Origin of the sequence: Fibrobacter sp. UWB4 (assembly GCF_002210345.1) — a bacterium.
Taxonomy (GTDB): Bacteria; Fibrobacterota; Fibrobacteria; order Fibrobacterales; family Fibrobacteraceae; genus Fibrobacter.
Genome location: NZ_MWQI01000009.1, coordinates 1 through 16,747, shown reverse-complemented (window position 1 = coordinate 16,747; position 16,747 = coordinate 1). Strand labels below are relative to the sequence as shown.

General features: G+C 47.7%; 12 protein-coding genes. 2 read left to right on the top strand and 10 right to left on the bottom strand.

Annotated elements, in window-relative coordinates:
* Window positions 1-3: 3 nt before the first annotated feature.
* The 7 genes from glmM to B7990_RS12305 all read right to left on the bottom strand — a co-directional run bounded on the left by glmM (window position 4) and on the right by B7990_RS12305 (window position 8,876).
* Window positions 4-1,344 (bottom strand): phosphoglucosamine mutase, encoded by a 1,341-nt coding sequence (gene glmM / locus B7990_RS12340; RefSeq protein ID WP_088641227.1) that lies wholly within the window; start codon window positions 1,342-1,344, stop codon window positions 4-6.
* A gap of 21 nt (window positions 1,345-1,365) precedes the next feature.
* Entirely contained in the window at window positions 1,366-1,698 is a 333-nt protein-coding gene (locus B7990_RS12335) for a cupin domain-containing protein (RefSeq protein ID WP_015732050.1), read from the bottom strand.
* Window positions 1,699-1,758: 60 nt separating this feature from the next.
* Window positions 1,759-2,529 (bottom strand): hypothetical protein, encoded by a 771-nt coding sequence (locus B7990_RS12330; protein ID WP_088641226.1) that lies wholly within the window; start codon window positions 2,527-2,529, stop codon window positions 1,759-1,761.
* Window positions 2,530-2,701: 172 nt separating this feature from the next.
* Complete coding sequence (locus B7990_RS12325; protein ID WP_141099281.1) at window positions 2,702-3,607, bottom strand: bile acid:sodium symporter; 906 nt, start codon at window positions 3,605-3,607, stop codon at window positions 2,702-2,704.
* Window positions 3,608-3,867: 260 nt separating this feature from the next.
* Complete coding sequence (gene lysA, locus B7990_RS12320; protein ID WP_085492112.1) at window positions 3,868-5,127, bottom strand: diaminopimelate decarboxylase; 1,260 nt, start codon at window positions 5,125-5,127, stop codon at window positions 3,868-3,870.
* 159 nt (window positions 5,128-5,286) lie between these two features.
* Window positions 5,287-7,980 (bottom strand): T9SS type A sorting domain-containing protein, encoded by a 2,694-nt coding sequence (locus B7990_RS12315; protein ID WP_141099280.1) that lies wholly within the window; start codon window positions 7,978-7,980, stop codon window positions 5,287-5,289.
* A 407-nt stretch (window positions 7,981-8,387) separates the two neighbouring features.
* Window positions 8,388-8,876, bottom strand: a complete 489-nt coding sequence (locus B7990_RS12305) for a glycogen-binding domain-containing protein (RefSeq protein ID WP_088641222.1) — start codon at window positions 8,874-8,876, stop codon at window positions 8,388-8,390.
* A gap of 70 nt (window positions 8,877-8,946) precedes the next feature.
* On the opposite strand from B7990_RS12305, the gene rpe reads away from it, so the two are divergent.
* Window positions 8,947-9,594 carry a ribulose-phosphate 3-epimerase gene (gene rpe / locus B7990_RS12300; protein ID WP_088641221.1) on the top strand — a complete coding sequence of 216 codons (648 nt, stop codon included), beginning with the start codon at window positions 8,947-8,949 and terminating at the stop codon, window positions 9,592-9,594.
* A gap of 16 nt (window positions 9,595-9,610) precedes the next feature.
* Here rpe and B7990_RS12295 read toward each other — a convergent pair whose 3' ends face one another.
* Window positions 9,611-10,492 carry a hypothetical protein gene (locus B7990_RS12295; protein WP_088641220.1) on the bottom strand — a complete coding sequence of 294 codons (882 nt, stop codon included), beginning with the start codon at window positions 10,490-10,492 and terminating at the stop codon, window positions 9,611-9,613.
* Window positions 10,493-10,735: 243 nt separating this feature from the next.
* Window positions 10,736-12,172, bottom strand: a complete 1,437-nt coding sequence (locus B7990_RS12290; protein WP_088641219.1) for an esterase — start codon at window positions 12,170-12,172, stop codon at window positions 10,736-10,738.
* 143 nt (window positions 12,173-12,315) lie between these two features.
* Here B7990_RS12290 and B7990_RS12285 point away from each other — a divergent pair, with 143 nt between their 5' ends.
* Entirely contained in the window at window positions 12,316-13,911 is a 1,596-nt protein-coding gene (locus B7990_RS12285; protein WP_088641218.1) for a chorismate-binding protein, read from the top strand.
* Window positions 13,912-14,219: 308 nt separating this feature from the next.
* Here B7990_RS12285 and B7990_RS12280 read toward each other — a convergent pair whose 3' ends face one another.
* Complete coding sequence (locus B7990_RS12280) at window positions 14,220-15,980, bottom strand: glycoside hydrolase family 9 protein (protein WP_088641330.1); 1,761 nt, start codon at window positions 15,978-15,980, stop codon at window positions 14,220-14,222.
* Between the last annotated feature and the right edge of the window lie 767 nt (window positions 15,981-16,747).

Sequence of the window (16,747 nt, the reverse complement as noted above, 5' to 3'; positions counted from 1 at the left end):
GTCTTATATGAGCTTTTCGACCTTAGCGCACAAGTTTTCGGCTTCCTCAGCAGTCGGCGCTTCGGCAATCACGCGGATCACGGGTTCCGTGTTGCTGGCGCGCACATGCACCCAGGACTTTTCGGAACCGAGCCAGAGACCGTCGCGTTCATCAGTCTTCCAGCCGGCAAATTCAGCCTTGACCTTCGGGAGAATGTCAGCAACCTTCTTGTCGCCGAGTTCGAACTTTTTCTTCGGCATCACGTAAGCCGGATTTTCTGCCACGAACTTTTCCGGGCCGCCATTGTGGTGGGCCATCCAGCTAAGCACAAGTGCTGCCGCCACGAGGCTATCGCGACCGTAATGGAGTGCCGGGAGAATCACGCCGCCGTTACCTTCACCGCCGATAACGCAACCGTTTTCGATCATCTGGAGGCTCACGTTGATTTCACCGACCTTGGCGCGGCTGAATTCGCAACCGTACTTGGCGGCAACATCTTCGTTCATGCGGCTCGTGGAGAGGTTCACGCAAACACTACCCTTCTTCTGGGCAAGCACTTCGTCCGTTGCAATCGCAAGCGTGTATTCTTCACCGATACTTTGTCCCAAGCCATCGACGAGAGCGCAGCGGTCTGCATCCGGGTCCACGGCAAAGCCAACTGCGCAGCCGTTATCCTTGACAGCCTTGCGCAAGTCACCGAGATTTTCAGGAATCGGTTCTGCACCGCGCGGGAACGTGCCATCCGGGCTGCAATGGACGCGAACAACTTCACAACCGAGCTGTTCCAAAAGACGCGGCACAATAAAGCTACCAGCACCGTTCACAGCATCGACAGCAACCTTAAAATGCTTGGCCTTGATGGCTTCGACATCTACGAACGGGATCTTGAGTGTTCCATCGATGTGAATGCCATCGGCATCCGGGGCAACTTCGTACTTGCCCATCGTGCGGTAATCCGGATAGCTGAACTGGTTTGCATCGGCAAGAGCAAAGAGCTGCTTCACGTCATCCGGGCCGAGGAAAAGTCCCTTGTTGTTGAGGAACTTGAGAGCGTTCCATTCGAGCGGGTTATGGCTTGCGGTAATGATGATGCCCGCATCAGCCTTGAAATGCGTCGTCAAGAGTTCCACGGACGGAGTCGTCGAAAGGCCAACATCCACCACGTCCACACCAGAAAGGCGGCAGATGCCAGCGACATACTGCACAATCGCATCACCTGTGGGGCGGCTATCACGGCCAATCACCACGCGCTTTGCCTTCGTGATTTCGAGGAATGCACGCACATGGCTCTGCAAAACCTGCGGAGTAAGGGTATCGCCAACGATTCCGCGGATACCAGAAATAGAACGCATTAATTTAGACATATTTTCTCCATTAAATTAAACTTATCCGAGTTCTGGAACCGTCGCATAAAAGACGAGATCTTCCGGACCTTCGTTAATCAAGCTGTGGGAGTGGCCCTTCGGGCAGAAATGGCACTGGCCAGCTTCGACATATTCAACGCCGTCATCAAAAAGAACCTTGCCTTTCCCCGAGACAAAGAACATAATTTCGCTGTTGGTTTCGTGCTTGTGATAACCGATAGAAGCGCCAGCCTCGAGCGTCCCGTGCATAATGCGCGTCGTACCGTCGAAATACATTTTGGCCTTGTATTCTTTTTCGCCGCCCTTAAAATTCGGGAGCACCGTTGTTTCCATGCCTTTTAAATCAATAATCATTATGACCTCTTTGAACGAGGAAATAATAGAATTTTAAAAAGCAAGCGCCACCCTGATCACCTAGCCGCCACGGCGATATCCGCTCAAAGCAAGGGACACAATCGCAGGAACATAGAACAGCCATATAAAATTATTCGAGACAGAAGCCAGAACTTCCATGGTCGAATGATCTGCGCCTGTCAAAAGCGAAATCCCAGTAAGTATGTCGCAACACGAGAAAAGCACCATTCCAAGCATTATAAGCCAAGCATTGTTCTTCGGGAAAAATCCAACACCCGTCGTTTTGCACGCAACAATCAGAGAACACAACAGCGTTGGTGCATAAGCGAGGGCCGCCATGAGCATCAGGGATTCGAGCACCTGAAAATACGAAAGAAAAACCATCGCAATAATCGCCGCAAGCGGAATACAGCAGATCCACGGAAAACTCCAATCGTCATCGCTAGTGCGCGTATGACGATAAATAAAAATCATTTGTGCGAAAAAGAAAAAGCAAATTCCAAGCGAAATAAAATTTTCGCGATTTTCAACCGTACCAAAATAATTATACAGAATTTTAAAACAAAAGTCGGCACAAAGAATCATCACAAAAGCCGACTGCACAAAGAAACGATCTCGATCAGTTATCTTACGCTTACCAATAAAGAAAGCAAGTAAAGTCGTCAAAAAAGTCACAATAAACTTGGTAATATTCTGATAATCACTCGTAGAATCCAGGCAAGACTGTACAGCACCGCACTGGTGAAGGACAAACCAGTCACGAGCAAAGAAAGTCACAAAAAGCGCGGCGATAATAGCAACAAATAATGAAACTACTTTCGAGTAAACCATATTTTAAATATACAGCGGACTCGAGCAAAAAGGAAAAGAAAGTTTGAAAATTTTCTTGTATGCGACAATTAATATTATTTATTTTGTCATATCCGCACATGTTCTCGTTATAAAAAGGAGATGCCCTGCCGGAGCAGGGCATGACATTTCTATTTCAGAAATATTCTAAGTTCTAATTGTCTTTCTTCGGCTTGATTTTTGCAGTCATGTAGCTGAGCACGAGGTTTTGCCATACAACGTAGCATGTCGGGGCGAGCGCCACCACCGGGCCTGCATAAAGGCTAGAAACCCAGATAACAAGCGTCGTGTTCTTTTGTCCCATGCTCTGCGAACCTTCAATCGGACGGCGACCGCGTTCGCAAACCCAGCCAAGCCAGAACTGCAAAAGGCAAAGCACGAGCGAAACCGCAGCCATAAGCGGGAGCTTTCCGCTATTCCACAAATCAGCAAAGCCCATCTCGCGAATATCGAAGCTAGCCTTGGACAAAATAATGAACACCGAGAACGTCCACACAAACATTGTGTACTTCTGGTATTTTGCGGCACGGTCAGCAAGTTCCGGGTAAAAGTTGCGAAGTCCAAACGCAAACGCGAGCGGGATGCTGATAATCGGCTGGATCGTGTTGAAAATCTTCATCGCGATTTCAGAAAGGTCCGCTTCGGCACCCGTCAAATAGCCAAAAATCACTGGGATGCTAAAGCATGCAATCAGGTTACCGCTGAGGAAAATCTTCAGCGCAAGGGACGCACTGCCGCCAAGCATTTTCGCCATCGCAGGCGCCGCATTCGCAGGCGGGCAAAGCGCAATAATCGCACCGCCCAAAAGCACTTCACGCGGCAAGTGAAAAAGCTCCACAACGCCCCAGAGGGCAGCAATCATCACGAGGCTTGCAATAAACGCGCGGGCTTCAATCTTGAACGTGTAACCATGCGTCTGCGGCGGAATTTTCGTCACGAACGTAAGGAACATCATGATGCCAATAGTGAACGGCAAGAGCGGCGACAGAAAGTGCGCCTGAGGAATGAGGATGCCAGCAAGAATGGCGATCGGCATGAGAATAGCGCGTAAGTTACCCATAGCGAGAGCAAAGGTAGTAATTTAGGTATGGGCTATGGGGTCGCTTCGCTTTGGGGTTGTGGGCGAAAAACTCGTTATAAAAAGGCGACCCCGGCACAGAGGCCGGGGTGACAAGCGCTTTTGCGAGAGCGGCTCATTACCGCAACGCAATAATGCGATTCGAATTTCATTATTGAATTAGAAACGAGCAGAGCAAGGCACGAGCCTCCGTAGCGTACTAAAATGTACGTGAGGAGGCGAGCAACGCCGCTATGCGAAGTTTATAATTCGATAATGCGATCGTTTTGCAGCAATTGTTCGAAAGTCTGGCGTTCACGAATAAGCTTGATTTCGCCCTTCGTGTACATCGTTTCGGCAGCGTAGCGACGGCTGTTGTAGTTGCTGCTCATGGCGGCACCGTAAGCACCGGCATCATGGAGAATCAAGAGGTCACCCACCTGAGCCTTCGGGAGCTTGCGCGTTACGACAAAGCCGCCTTCTTCCTGCGTAAACACGTCACCGGATTCGCAAAGCGGGCCAGCCACAACGGCGTCAACCGTTTCGTTGAGTTCACGACCGTCACGGGCAACCACAGAAATAGCGTGGTAGCTACCGTAGAAGCTCGGGCGAACGAGATCGGTGAAACCAGCGTCGAGCAAGTAGAACAAATTATTTCCCTGCTTCTTGACAGCGCGGATTTCAGCAACGAGGTAGCCACTTTCTGCAACAAGGTAACGGCCCGGTTCCACTTCGAGATGGACATCGTGACCAATGCTCTGCTGAATGCGCTTGCGAGCGTTGTCCCACAAGTCGTAGTAAGCCTTCACGTCAATGCGGTTGCCCTTTTCTTCTTCGTGATACGGAATCGGGAGGCCACCACCAGCGCTGATCGTGCGGAGGTGAGAACCGAGATGACGGCTGGCATCAACCATGGCATCGCAAACCTGGGCCAAGTGTTCAAAATCCGTGCCGGAACCGATGTGCATATGCAAACCGGTAATCCACATGCCGTTGCTCTGGGCGAGCTTGATGCAGTCCTTGATCTGTTCGTGCCAAATGCCGTGCTTGGAAAGGTCGCCACCAGTGTTCGTCTTGCGGGAGTGGCCATGGCCAAAGCCCGGATTCACGCGGATCGTAAGTTCAGACTTCACGCCGAAATCAGCGAGCTGCTGAATCATATCCGGAGAGCCCACGTTCACGGCGATGTCGTACTTCTTCACGAGTTCAAGTGCATCGCGGTCAAAGATATCGGCAGTGTAAACAATTTCAGGGACCTTGCCCTTCTGCTGTCCACCCTTGAAGCCAGCCTTGAGGGCGCGCACGATTTCGCCAGCAGAGACAGCGTCAACAACGCAGCCAAGCTTGCGGATGAGCGAAACCACAGAAAGGTTCGGGCATGCCTTCTGAGCAAAGCGCACAGTGTCAAAAACCTGCACGTCCTTTACAGCACGTTCAATCGTCGCACGGTCATAAATCCAAAGCGGGGTGCCGTATTCACTGGCCGCTTTCAAAAGCACTGAATCAGGGATGGAATATTTCATACGGCGCAAATTTAGAAAAAGGCGAGCGATGCGCGAGTCAAACTTGTTTGAACGAGCATATCCGAGCCGAGCTAAATGCAGAAAATGAATTTTACAAAAAATGAAAAACGCCGTCCTTCAGCAACAAAGAACGGCGTCCACTAAAATGAATCCTTAAAATTACTTTACGTTAATTACAGAAGATTTGCTTCCTACACGGACTATGTACATTCCTTTGGACGGAAGTTGAATTTTCTTTTCAGCAAAATCAGCCTTGCCCTTAACAATATTCTGACCAATCATATTGAAAACTCTAACATCAGAGCCTAATTCCATATCAGAAATCACCAAATCCAAGCCCTGCACATCGAACTTAGGAGACTTCGGTGAAGTAACCTGAGGTTTTCCTTCATCAACAGATGGCTCAGAGAGAGAAGGATGCGATTTATGGACAGCTCCATAAGCGCTCTTTACCGGATACAAACTATAGTTAGGCACTAAATAATAATCTCCCTTATATTTCGATGTATAGAAATAAAGTTTTGAAGTCTTTCTATCAGCAAGAATAACATCTGAAGCAGCATCACCATCATAATTGCCAACAAGCAACTGATAGTTTTCACCAACAATCGTCTTACCATTATACCGGCTCATTATAGGTTCCGAGCTTCCACCTATTATATTCCTGAGTCCATTCGCAGAAAAATAATTAAGCACAAACCCGCCTTCAAAATAATTATCCTTATTAGCAATCTTGGCCGAACGAAGCGTAAAATCATCTATACAAAAAATAGTTCTATCACTTATTCCATCACCATTAAAATCACCGACAATCGGTTTATGAGCATAATCCATACCACCAAAGGCATAAGGCCATACAACACGCCATTGATACAGGACCTTACCCTTAGAGTCCCTTTTCGCATTACCATTAGCATCTGTCAACACATAAGCTTCTTCCAATGCGGAATACGGTCCCGCAGCACGGCTTGTATACGAATACCACAAACCCATCGTGTTATCCACAATAGCACGATCTGTTTTTCCATCACCATCAAAATCGCCTTCTTGCACAACATGAATTGGAGGATTCTGCATTCCACTCCATACCCAATAATCTGGAACTAAAGGATTGTCTCTTTTACCCGTTTTGCTAGAAAGAACATACCACTCACAATAACCCTTTTCACGAGACATGGAACAATCAACAGCACCAATATCACTCTTGCCATCGCCATCATAGTCTCCTGTAAGAACATGGGTAATTTCCCCAATTTTATTTCTTCTTTCCTGATCCTGAGGCCATCCCCAAACAGTTTCTCCGTTAGCAGTAACAAGAGCTTCGTAAGAACCTCTTGCACTAGAGTAAATATACCACGTTTTACTAGGTTTATGAACAATGGCTCGATCAGTCTTACCATCACCATCATAATCTCCTAAAGCAATGGCATAATTTTCATCCAAAGAAGCCAATCCAGGCCAACGCCATCCCCACTCAAACAGTCCCGGAATAACATCATTTTTTATCCCGTACATGCTAAAGATAACATACCATTTACTAGTCGTCCTATCTACAGCCCCAATATCAGTTATGCCGTCACCATCGAAATCACCAGCAATGAATTCCAAGTCACTTGATGTTACAGGAAACTGGAAATTCGCAGGAGTACTCCCAGTACCGTCACCTCTTATACCATAAGTTCCCAGATATTCTCGTCCACCAACCATAAATTGATACGTCGCCCAAGGCCTGCCAGGCTGTTGTTTTTTGGCAGATCCCTCCGTTTTCCAGCGTTCTATATCTCCACTCGACAGACTTAAACTTTCATCAGGGGCTCCAAACGTAACCAAAGTCCTGCCACCAACAATCCATCCATTTTCATCACCAGACATACCCACATTATTTGCAAATGGGTACGGTCCTTTATCGTCTTTTTCTTGGCGATCCCAACGAATACCATCTTTAGAAACATACCTTCTTATCACAACTTCATCATACAAATCAAAATGTCCCGAAGTTATCCACATTTCAAATTGATTATTAACTGGATCCCATTTGACATCGCCAAAATCATTTCGCTCAAATTTATTTTTATATTCGTATTTTCCCCATTTATTCCGTTCACCAAGAGATATAACATCTCTGTTTTCACCATCTAAATCTTCATAAGGACTATCTGATACAATATGGACAAACTTCCAATCTGTTTCTCCTCTTTTGGGGAATGCTGATGCTTCCGACACATCCGTAAACCAAAAATGATATTTTCCATCCTTCTTCACTACAGAAAGTTGCCCAGCTCCGTACGCATCTCCAGTAACAAAAGGTAGCTCTGGAGTTAAAATCGGTTCTGGATTACGCTCAGGTACATAATAATTAAGGTTATACGGATATTCTGGAAATTCAGGATACTCTTCCCATCCATCAAACCATTGTTTATAACCATATTCCCTATAATAGCGCTTATACGGACCTTCAATATTTTCCGATCTCGCAACATAAGTAACAGTATGTTGGTCGCTATTATGGCCTGTATAATACAAATACCAATAGCCATCATAGCCTTGAATGATAGCCGGGTCACAAGCACATTCCTCTTTATTACCAACAGTTGGAGTAAGCACAATACGAGAGGCAGACCATACAGAACCATTTCTTGACGTTCTCATTCGAATGTAATCATGTGATTCATCCAAAGATTCTCTATCTGGATGAGAAATAACGTGATACGTATCTATTCCCCTTCCAAGAGAGCAATAAAAGCGATAAAAAACACCGTTGTAATAAACCGTTGCAGCTCCATATTCATAGCCGTCAACTTCTGCCGGACTACTAACTTTTACCGGATCAAACGTCGTCAAAGCCATTGTCATTGACGCGCATAGTAGAATAAATGATAGAAGTTTTCTCATACCTTTTATTTCCTTAATTTTTAAAGAGTTTAATGATATTAAGGACAAAAATAAAGTAAAGAATGTTATTTATGCAAATTTATTCTACAAATACTTTATAGTCACCCCATATCAACGCGGCAATATAGAATAACTTAAACAACACTTGCAAGTTATCTAAAGTACTTTATTTAAATCTTAAACAAGAAAACAATAACAAAAATCATTCATATAAGTTAAAAATACGTTTATATAAAAGAGGAAAGATATAGTTTTATTTAGTTATTCTTAAATATTAGTCCATTTCAAAACAAATGGATTATATATAAAAAGACGAGAAACATCTTTCGTCTCTCGTCTGTAGGGTAACACCCGTTCTTGAATCAAACTTACACGTGCTTGATCTTATTGTCGCCCGCGTCCCAGTTCTTGCCGTCACAGACAAACTTGTACTCATAGTCACCCGGAACAAGGGAAATCTTTGCAACCCAAAGACCGGTCTTCTTGTCCTTCTTGAGCATGTCGGCATCGACAGTCCAGTTGTTGAACGTTCCAGCAACAGAGACTGTTGTTGCAAGCGGGCAATCGGCGACGAACTCGACAGCAACCTTTTTCGGGGCAGCGGCCTTCGGGGCCTTTGCAGCAGCTTTCTTTGCCGGTGCCTTGACAGCCTTCACTTCGGCTTTCGGGGCTTCAACTTTGGCAGCCCTCGCGACCTTGGCAGGAGCCTTAGCCGGTTTTTCAGCTTTCGGGAGAGCCTTCTTCGCAGGGGCCTTCACGGTTTTTGCAGCAGCTTTTGCGGCAACCTTCGTCTCGGTCTTCTTAGCAGCAACCTTCTTTGCAGGCTTTTCGACCACAGTTTTAGAATTCTTAGACATAATTATCTCCTCTTAATTCTTAGCAACTTAAAATTTAGTAAAAAAAATTTTATTTTGCTATATTTGAAATATGCTTAAACAAATCATCGCTCCCAGCGTCTTGAACGCAAACTTTCTCTCTCTCGGCGATGGTCTCAAGGCCATCGAAAACGGAGGCGCAGGCCTCGTTCACCTGGACATCATGGATGGGCACTTTGTTCCAAACATCAGCTTTGGACCGGGCATCTCTGCCTGCGTCAAGAAAGGCACCAAGCTCCCGCTCGATTGCCATTTGATGATCGAGAATCCAGAGAACTATGTGGGTGAATTTGCTAAAGCAGGCGCAAGCATCATCAGCGTACACGCCGAAACCACGAACCACCTCGACCGCCTGCTGCACCAGATTGCAGAACTCGGCGTCAAGCCCGCAGTCGCCATCAACCCGGCCACCCCGCTCGAAACCATCAAGTACGTGCTCGACATTGTGGACATGGTACTCATCATGTCCGTGAACCCAGGTTTCGGCGGCCAGAGCCTCATTCCCTACTGCCTCGACAAAATTCGTGAACTCCGTGCACTCAAGCCGGAACTCAACATCCAGATTGACGGCGGCGTAAAGCTCGACAACATCCTCGCCTGCAAGGAAGCCGGCGCAAACATCTTCGTCGTCGGGAGCGCCATCTTTGGCAAGCCCGATCCAGAAGCCGTCTGCCGCGAATTCGTGAATTTGGTCAAGTAGTCGTTTTCAACAAAATCTAGAAGCGGCGAAGTACACCGGTTTTATAAAGGACCGCAAGCACATTCAGATAGCGCCTATAATCGGGCATTTCGTCGCACTGATTCTCCTCGCAGTATTCATCCATCTCCTGAATAACTCTCGGTATAGAGGCAAACTCTCTATTTTTCAGGAGATTTCTTATTTTCTTACGGTTCCGCTCATCGTTTTCCTTATTGAGCAAGATCCTCTCAACTAGTTTGTACGGCAAGACCTTCACCGAATCTAGCGGAGCCTCGTTCGGATTATCCCATAGCACTTCGGAATACCCATCGCCAAAGAAAATCCGCTTCACTTTCGAATTCGGTATATAATAGCCATAGCGGCGGATATCAATCAGCGAATCGCTGTCCTGATAAAGGAAATACCCCGACTTGACAATCATCGTCATGGTCACTATCGAATCATGCGCCGGACGGACCCACGTTTTTCCAACACGATCGTAATAATAATCAACCCGGATTCTTACCCGTTCCAAATTGATGAAATTAAATCGACTTGAAAGTTGCCCGTACTTGTTCCGAACATCTGCCGACGCCCTTTTTAAGAGCGCCTCATTTCTCAGCATCAAGTGCTCGTTCACCGCGTTATAAAGGCTTTCAGCGGCAAACAAGTTTTCAGAATCGTCCAAAAAATCACGAGAGGCAGCACCACCCGCCTCGATAACATTGCCATATACAGGAACAAACCGACTACCGGGAACATCCAGCTTTGAACTCACCAAAGGAAGTTCCATTCGCTTCGATATCAGCGAATCGATTTTTTCTTCGAAGATCTTATCAGCACCACGGTTCGTTGCACCTTGTGTTTCTGCGATCAGGGAAACAAATACAAACAAAAAAAGGATAGAGCGCAATGTCATATCCACAATATATTTATTTAACTACATCGGGGCCGACGCAGTAGAAGCAAATAAGGCCGAAACAAAAACTATTGAAAGAACAATAATAAGATACCAGTTTTGCATGACATTAATATATACAGAAAAAAAGCAATAAATCATTCATTCAAAAAAAGTTACAAATTTACTACAAAGTTTATTTTACAAACAGGAAAGCCTTCCCGAATCCGGAAAGGCTTCATTACATATAGGGAGCGTTAAAAACTAGAACTGCGTAATAAATTCCCAGCCGATATCAGAGGCCCAGAGCTTGCCGTTTTCACGCATATCCCACTGGTGGCCGCCATTGAACGTGCACCACTTCACAGGGAAACGCGGATCTACAGTCTTGTAGTCATAGCAGACGTGGTTGCCGCCGGTATATTCGGTTGCCTTCTCGCTGGTGCAGTCGGTATGGCCTTCGGGGCCATTGTTCTTCAAGATCCTGTCACGGGCACTGCGTCCCATGCTCGGCGGGCACGTTCCATCGCTTAAACCCACGGTTCCCATCCAGGCAATAGGCTTGCCTGCATTTTTTGGAATGTAAATCACCTGGTCGGCAGTCGCAAATACAACTACGCCACGTAAGCGATGCTGGAACGTCTGAGCAAGCGAGTTCGAGTACATGGCACCGAAACTAAAGCCCGAAGAGAACACGCGAGACGTATCCACGCACAAGTTCTCGTTCAAATGCGTAAGAAGTTCATCAAAGAACAGGTGGTCTTTGTTATCGCCACAGCGCCATGGCATTTGGTCGGTGTAACCGTGCGGAGCCACAAAGATGGTGCTCTCCTTGGCGCCCTTCTGGTCGCGGTAACCATAATAGTGTTCGTTCTTCGCCACATTCTGTGCGGAACCGCCCATGCAGTGCATGCCGAACACCAAACGGTACGGCTTGTTCTTGTCGTAGTTGTCAGGCAAGTCGAGATAGACTTCGTGCTCGATACCGCCACCCGTGAACTTGAAGTAGTTCTTGAGCGTATTGTCCTTGCCGCAGCCCTTACTCGGCGTAGGATCGTTACCAATGGCATAGCCAAACGCAAACGTCTTCTTCGTGGCTGCCTTGCTGAGTTTCAGATTGAGAGTCGTATCGAGCTTCGCCAGGGGAACAAACAACGTATCATAATCTTCCGCAACGACACGCAGCGTATCAATTGCATCGCCTTCCTTATGAAGCGACTTCTTTTCTGCAGAACCGAAAGATCCAGAAGCATAGCCATAAGTGCTAAAGCGAACCGTTTCCTGCGCAGATCCCATCTGCACCTTTGCAACGAAAGTTCCCTGCGCCTGGATTGAAGCAGCAAGATCAACCGTCCCAGAACCTTGCAACGTCTTCGCAAGCACCTGGTTACCCATCATGTCAAAAACCTTGACCTGCACAGGAGCGCTACCGCCCTGGGTAAAATTCAAAATTCCATTAATCAAGCTGAAATGCCCAATAGCGGCACGAGAACCGTGCAAGGACACTTCCTCTTCCTTAATGACAAAATTTCCAGATCGGTCCGTTTTAGCTTCTTTGCCCTTTTGGAGCAATTTCACAGTCGCTGCGATTGGCGAAGAATCGTCTTTATCTTTAACAGTTCCTTTTAGGGTGTAGGCAGATGCCGCAGAAAAAGCGGTCGCCAAAACAATGGGAAAAACGGAAAAGAAAATTCTTTTCATCCTCAGTCTCCTTTCCCAAGACACCACAATCCTAGCTTTCAATATAAACCAATGGCAATCAAAAAGTACCAGGTAAAAATAATTTTCAGTAATCCCCATTATGCAATATTTATATTTGCGCCGTTTTCAGGAAATAAGCAGCCATGCAAATATACGTAAACAAAATATTTAAAAATCCCATTGAAATCATCGAGATTTTTAACCCCAATGATGTAAAATTTGCATTAGACCATATCGAAAAATTGCAAAGCCAAGGCTATTACCTTCTCGGCTACATACGCTATGACCTCAAGAACACCGCGGGCGACGCACCCCTCATCTATTTCGAAGCGTTCGATTCGTTCTTACCGTTTGAAGAAAAAATTCCCGACTATAAAATCGGCACCATCGTAAAGCCGCGCATAACCAAAGAAGAATACGCACAAAAAATTGACTACATCAAAGAGCAAATCAAGAACGGAATTACATACGAAGTCAATTACACATATCCTTCAACGTTAAGAACAAACGCAATTGGATTAGACTTGTACCAGTTTCTATTGCAAAACCAGAAGACTCCTTACAACGCCTTTTTGCAAAACAAGTACGAGACAATCTTATCGTTCTCGCCAGAACTGTTTTTCGTGAAGCGCGGCAACAAGATTTTGACAAAGCCCATGAAAGGCACACTCAAGCGCGGCAAGACTCCCGAAGAAGATGACGCATTGCAAGAACTCTTGCACAACGACTTAAAGAACCGCACCGAAAACGTCATGATTGTAGACTTGCTGCGAAACGATCTCGGGAGAATTTCAAAGCCGGGAACAGTACGCGCAGACAAATTGTTTGAAGTCGAAAAGCACAAGACCGTTTTCCAGATGACCTCCGAGATTTCATCAGAACTGAAAGACGGCACAACGCTTTACGACATCATCAACGCGATTTATCCGTGCGGATCCATCACAGGCGCGCCGAAAATTTCTACAATGGAAGTCATCGCCCATGCAGAACCGTTCCCGCGAGAGGTCTACTGCGGCGCCATCGGCTACATCCACGGCGACGAAATGATTTTCTCCGTCCCTATCAGGATCTTGCAGAAAAAGCAAGGCGAAACGGAATACAGATACGATGCAGGCGGCGCCATTACATGGGCCTCCACCGCAGACGACGAATGGAACGAGACAATGACCAAGGCAAGTTTTTTGAATACCGATTTTTCGCTGATTGAAACCGGCATCACCGATTTCGAAATGCATCTTGAACGTTTGAGAAATTCTGCAAACGCACTCGGTTTCACCTGGAATAGCGACCTTGAAAAAATCAAGTTCGACAGTTCCGTCGTGAACAGGATTGAGCTTTTCAAGGACGGTCACTTCGAACTCACGACAAGACCGATTCCCGCGCCCAAGCAAGATCCAAAAATTAAAATCGTACACAAGGTAAATTCATCCAACCCGTTCCTGTATCACAAAACGAGCATCCGCCTGCCGTTCCCGAAAGACGTCTTTGACGAAATCTGCGTGAATGAGAAGGGCGAAATCACCGAAGGCGCGTTCACGAATATCGGCATTCTGAAAGACGGCATCATCTACACGCCGCCCATCGAATGCGGACTTTTAAATGGCATCACAAGGCAAAAGCTTTTGAACGAAGGCAAGGCCAAGGAAAAAATCCTGTACCCGAGCGACCTCAAAACCGCCGAGAAAATCTACTGCTTCAATTCCGTCCGCGGCATCGTAGAAGTGACGCTCGACGAATAAACCCCAATCACGTCGTTCTGAGTGTAACGAAGAACCCAGTTATATCTTGTTCTACATACCAGAAATAACTGGATGGGGCAAGCCCCAACCTCTTGGGCTCGGTTATAGCCATGCAAGCATGTCTGCAACATTGACGCTTTGCGTCTTGCCAAACGGCTCAGCCATGCCCGTGCAAGCACGGTCGCGGCATTCGCCTTGGGGCATACTCACCTTTTGAGGTTGTCTTCACGCTTCGCGTTCAGGATGACGAGGTGCAAAAAAGGCGGGCCAAAGCCCGCCTAACCCTAAACACACAACCTAGCGCAAACTTACTTCACAACCGCGTTGGCATGCCCCAAGTAAATGGCCTGCAAAGCGCCAGCGAGGTATGCGAGCGGAGCGTTCCAGTTGATGGCCACTTCGTTTGTCGCGTAGCTGCAACGATTATCGATGTAAGCAAGTGCCGGCTTGTCCGCAACAGCGTAGTTCGGGCACTTCCAGAGTTCCTTGCCATCGAGGTTGATATCCTGCTTGCCCAAGTGCGGGCCGCCCACAAGCATGCCCGGGACCGGATCATCGACAAAGTCAGATTCGCTCACGCGATGGTGCGGGTTGCGCGGGCTTCTGTAACCAAAGCCAGTGACATACGTCATTTCAATCGGGTTCTTGCCCAAGAGATAATCGAGGCACTGCTGGGCGCCATCCAAGTAGCTCTTGTCGCCCGTGATGTAATAAGCGTGGAGTAACACGATTCCGTTGTTTGCCATGGCGCTGTTACTGCCCCAGTTCCAGCTCGACGGAGTTGCAGGGAGTCTATACGCACTCGTGTCGCCAATCGCGCGGAGTTCATTAGCAGCGGCAAGCAAAGCCTTGCGTGCAGCACCACCGAGCTTTGCGCCAAAATCAGCCGAATCAAGAGCCACATGGTAAACGGCGAGCATATTCACATCACCCCACCACGGTCCATCGCTTCTGAGCTTGTAAGCGCTCAAGTCATTGAGGTAATTCTTCTTCTTTGTAGCGCGGAAAAGTTCCGTTGCAGCAAGGGCAAATTCATCCTTGCCATCTTCGCCGCCATACGTATAGTCACCCGTCTGCACATCGGAGGGCTGCTTGTACAAGGCCTTCGGATTGTGCTTGGCCCAGTAATAGGCGGCACCAGAAGCCTTGAGCATGCGGTCTGCAAAAGCCTTGTCGAACGGAGCATACACGCGAGAAGCCTGCGCCATCACAGCGACAAAGTCAAGCGTTGCGGTCAAGCTCTTTTCAATGGCGTAACGCTTGGCGCCATCAATTTCAGGCATCGTGCTGGAGCCGAACTTGAGCGACGTGAGCTTGTGGTAAACAGCACCGTCCTTGTCCTGCATCGAAAGCATCCAGTCCAGATTCCAGCGGATTTCTTCGAGGAGCGCCGGCATCTTCGGGAATTCACGCGGGATGTTCCACTGGAGCGTATCCATGAACGTCGGGAAGTGTTCATAAAGTTCCAAGAGCGTAAACACGGTAATGCCCGAGTTCACAATGTACTTGCCGTAATCACCGGCATCGTACCAGCCGCGCTGCGACTTGATAATCTTCGGGTCAGCCTTCTTGGGAGCAGGCTTGCCCTTGGACTGCGCAACGACCGTCGCCGTCGGCAAGTCTGTACCGTAAACCGTCACGCTATCGTCGATGTGGCCTGCCGCACGTGCCCACTTGCCCGCATAGCGCGTATCAAGAGCCATGCCTGCGCGCTGGAAGTAGAACCACTTGAGGGCAGCCTTCGTCAAATCTTCGTAAACATGTTCGCCAATCACGACCGGGTTGCCGATATAGCCGTCCCTGTACAGGCGGTACGTGCCCGGCTTCTTGATCGAAGAAATGTCGTACGTCTGGACTTCTTCGCCACTGTAGTCCCAGTCATAGACCATCGGGGCTTCGAGCGCAAGCACCGTGTTGCCCGCCATGTCACGGACTTCGAACGGATTAGCATCATTGCCAGGGATAACCACAATCTTTTCAGATTCAGGAGCAAAACCGAGCTGGTTTACTAAAGGAATAGCGAAAGACGGCACCACCAATGCCAATGCAGCTATCAGATGTTTACGCATAGAAAACCTCACTTTTTGCTTTAAAAAATACCTTTTCTTTTGCGGAACCGTACCAACACCGCACATTATAATGTTTACCACAGGCAACGCCAAGTGTATCGAGCGTATCAAAAAGCAAGGCTGCATTGCCAGATAAAAAAAGAAGTCCGTCTCCAACACAGACGGACTTTCTTTTTGTGGCGGAAAGCTAGGCACCGATAAAAATCAGGACGCCGCTCAGTGCTATGAGCAGAACGCCCCACACCGTCTCGACGATGGGACCGAGCCTCCGGATCTCCTTTTCGTTGTTTTCCATAACTGTATCCTCTCTAAACCCAGGACCCGCGACATCGCTTGCCCATATTCCAAAACTACAATTAGTTTGGACGGGAAAACCATACATTTAGGCTATTTTTATGGACTTTTTATCAATGTGCCAGCCTGGAATATTCAGCCTGCAAATATTGCAGGTCCGCATAACGGCGCAGATTCAGTTCAAATTAAGTGTCACATTGTGTCTCTAAGACAATTGCAATTATAGGGGATCCGGGGAGCGCCAGGGAGAACGCACTTGCACCGGGCTGCAGTTTCAGGACGTGCATGCCGTTACGAGACTTGTAAGCCGATGCCGGACCGGAGTCCGGCATGACAGCGCCGAAAACGGGATCCGCGTAAGCCGCGGGCGGCACAGAACGAAAAAGCCCCCTCGGTCGTTTGTTCGACCAAGGGGGCGTGAATCCAGCGGCGACCTACTCTCCCGGACCCGAGGGCCAGGTACCATCGGCGAT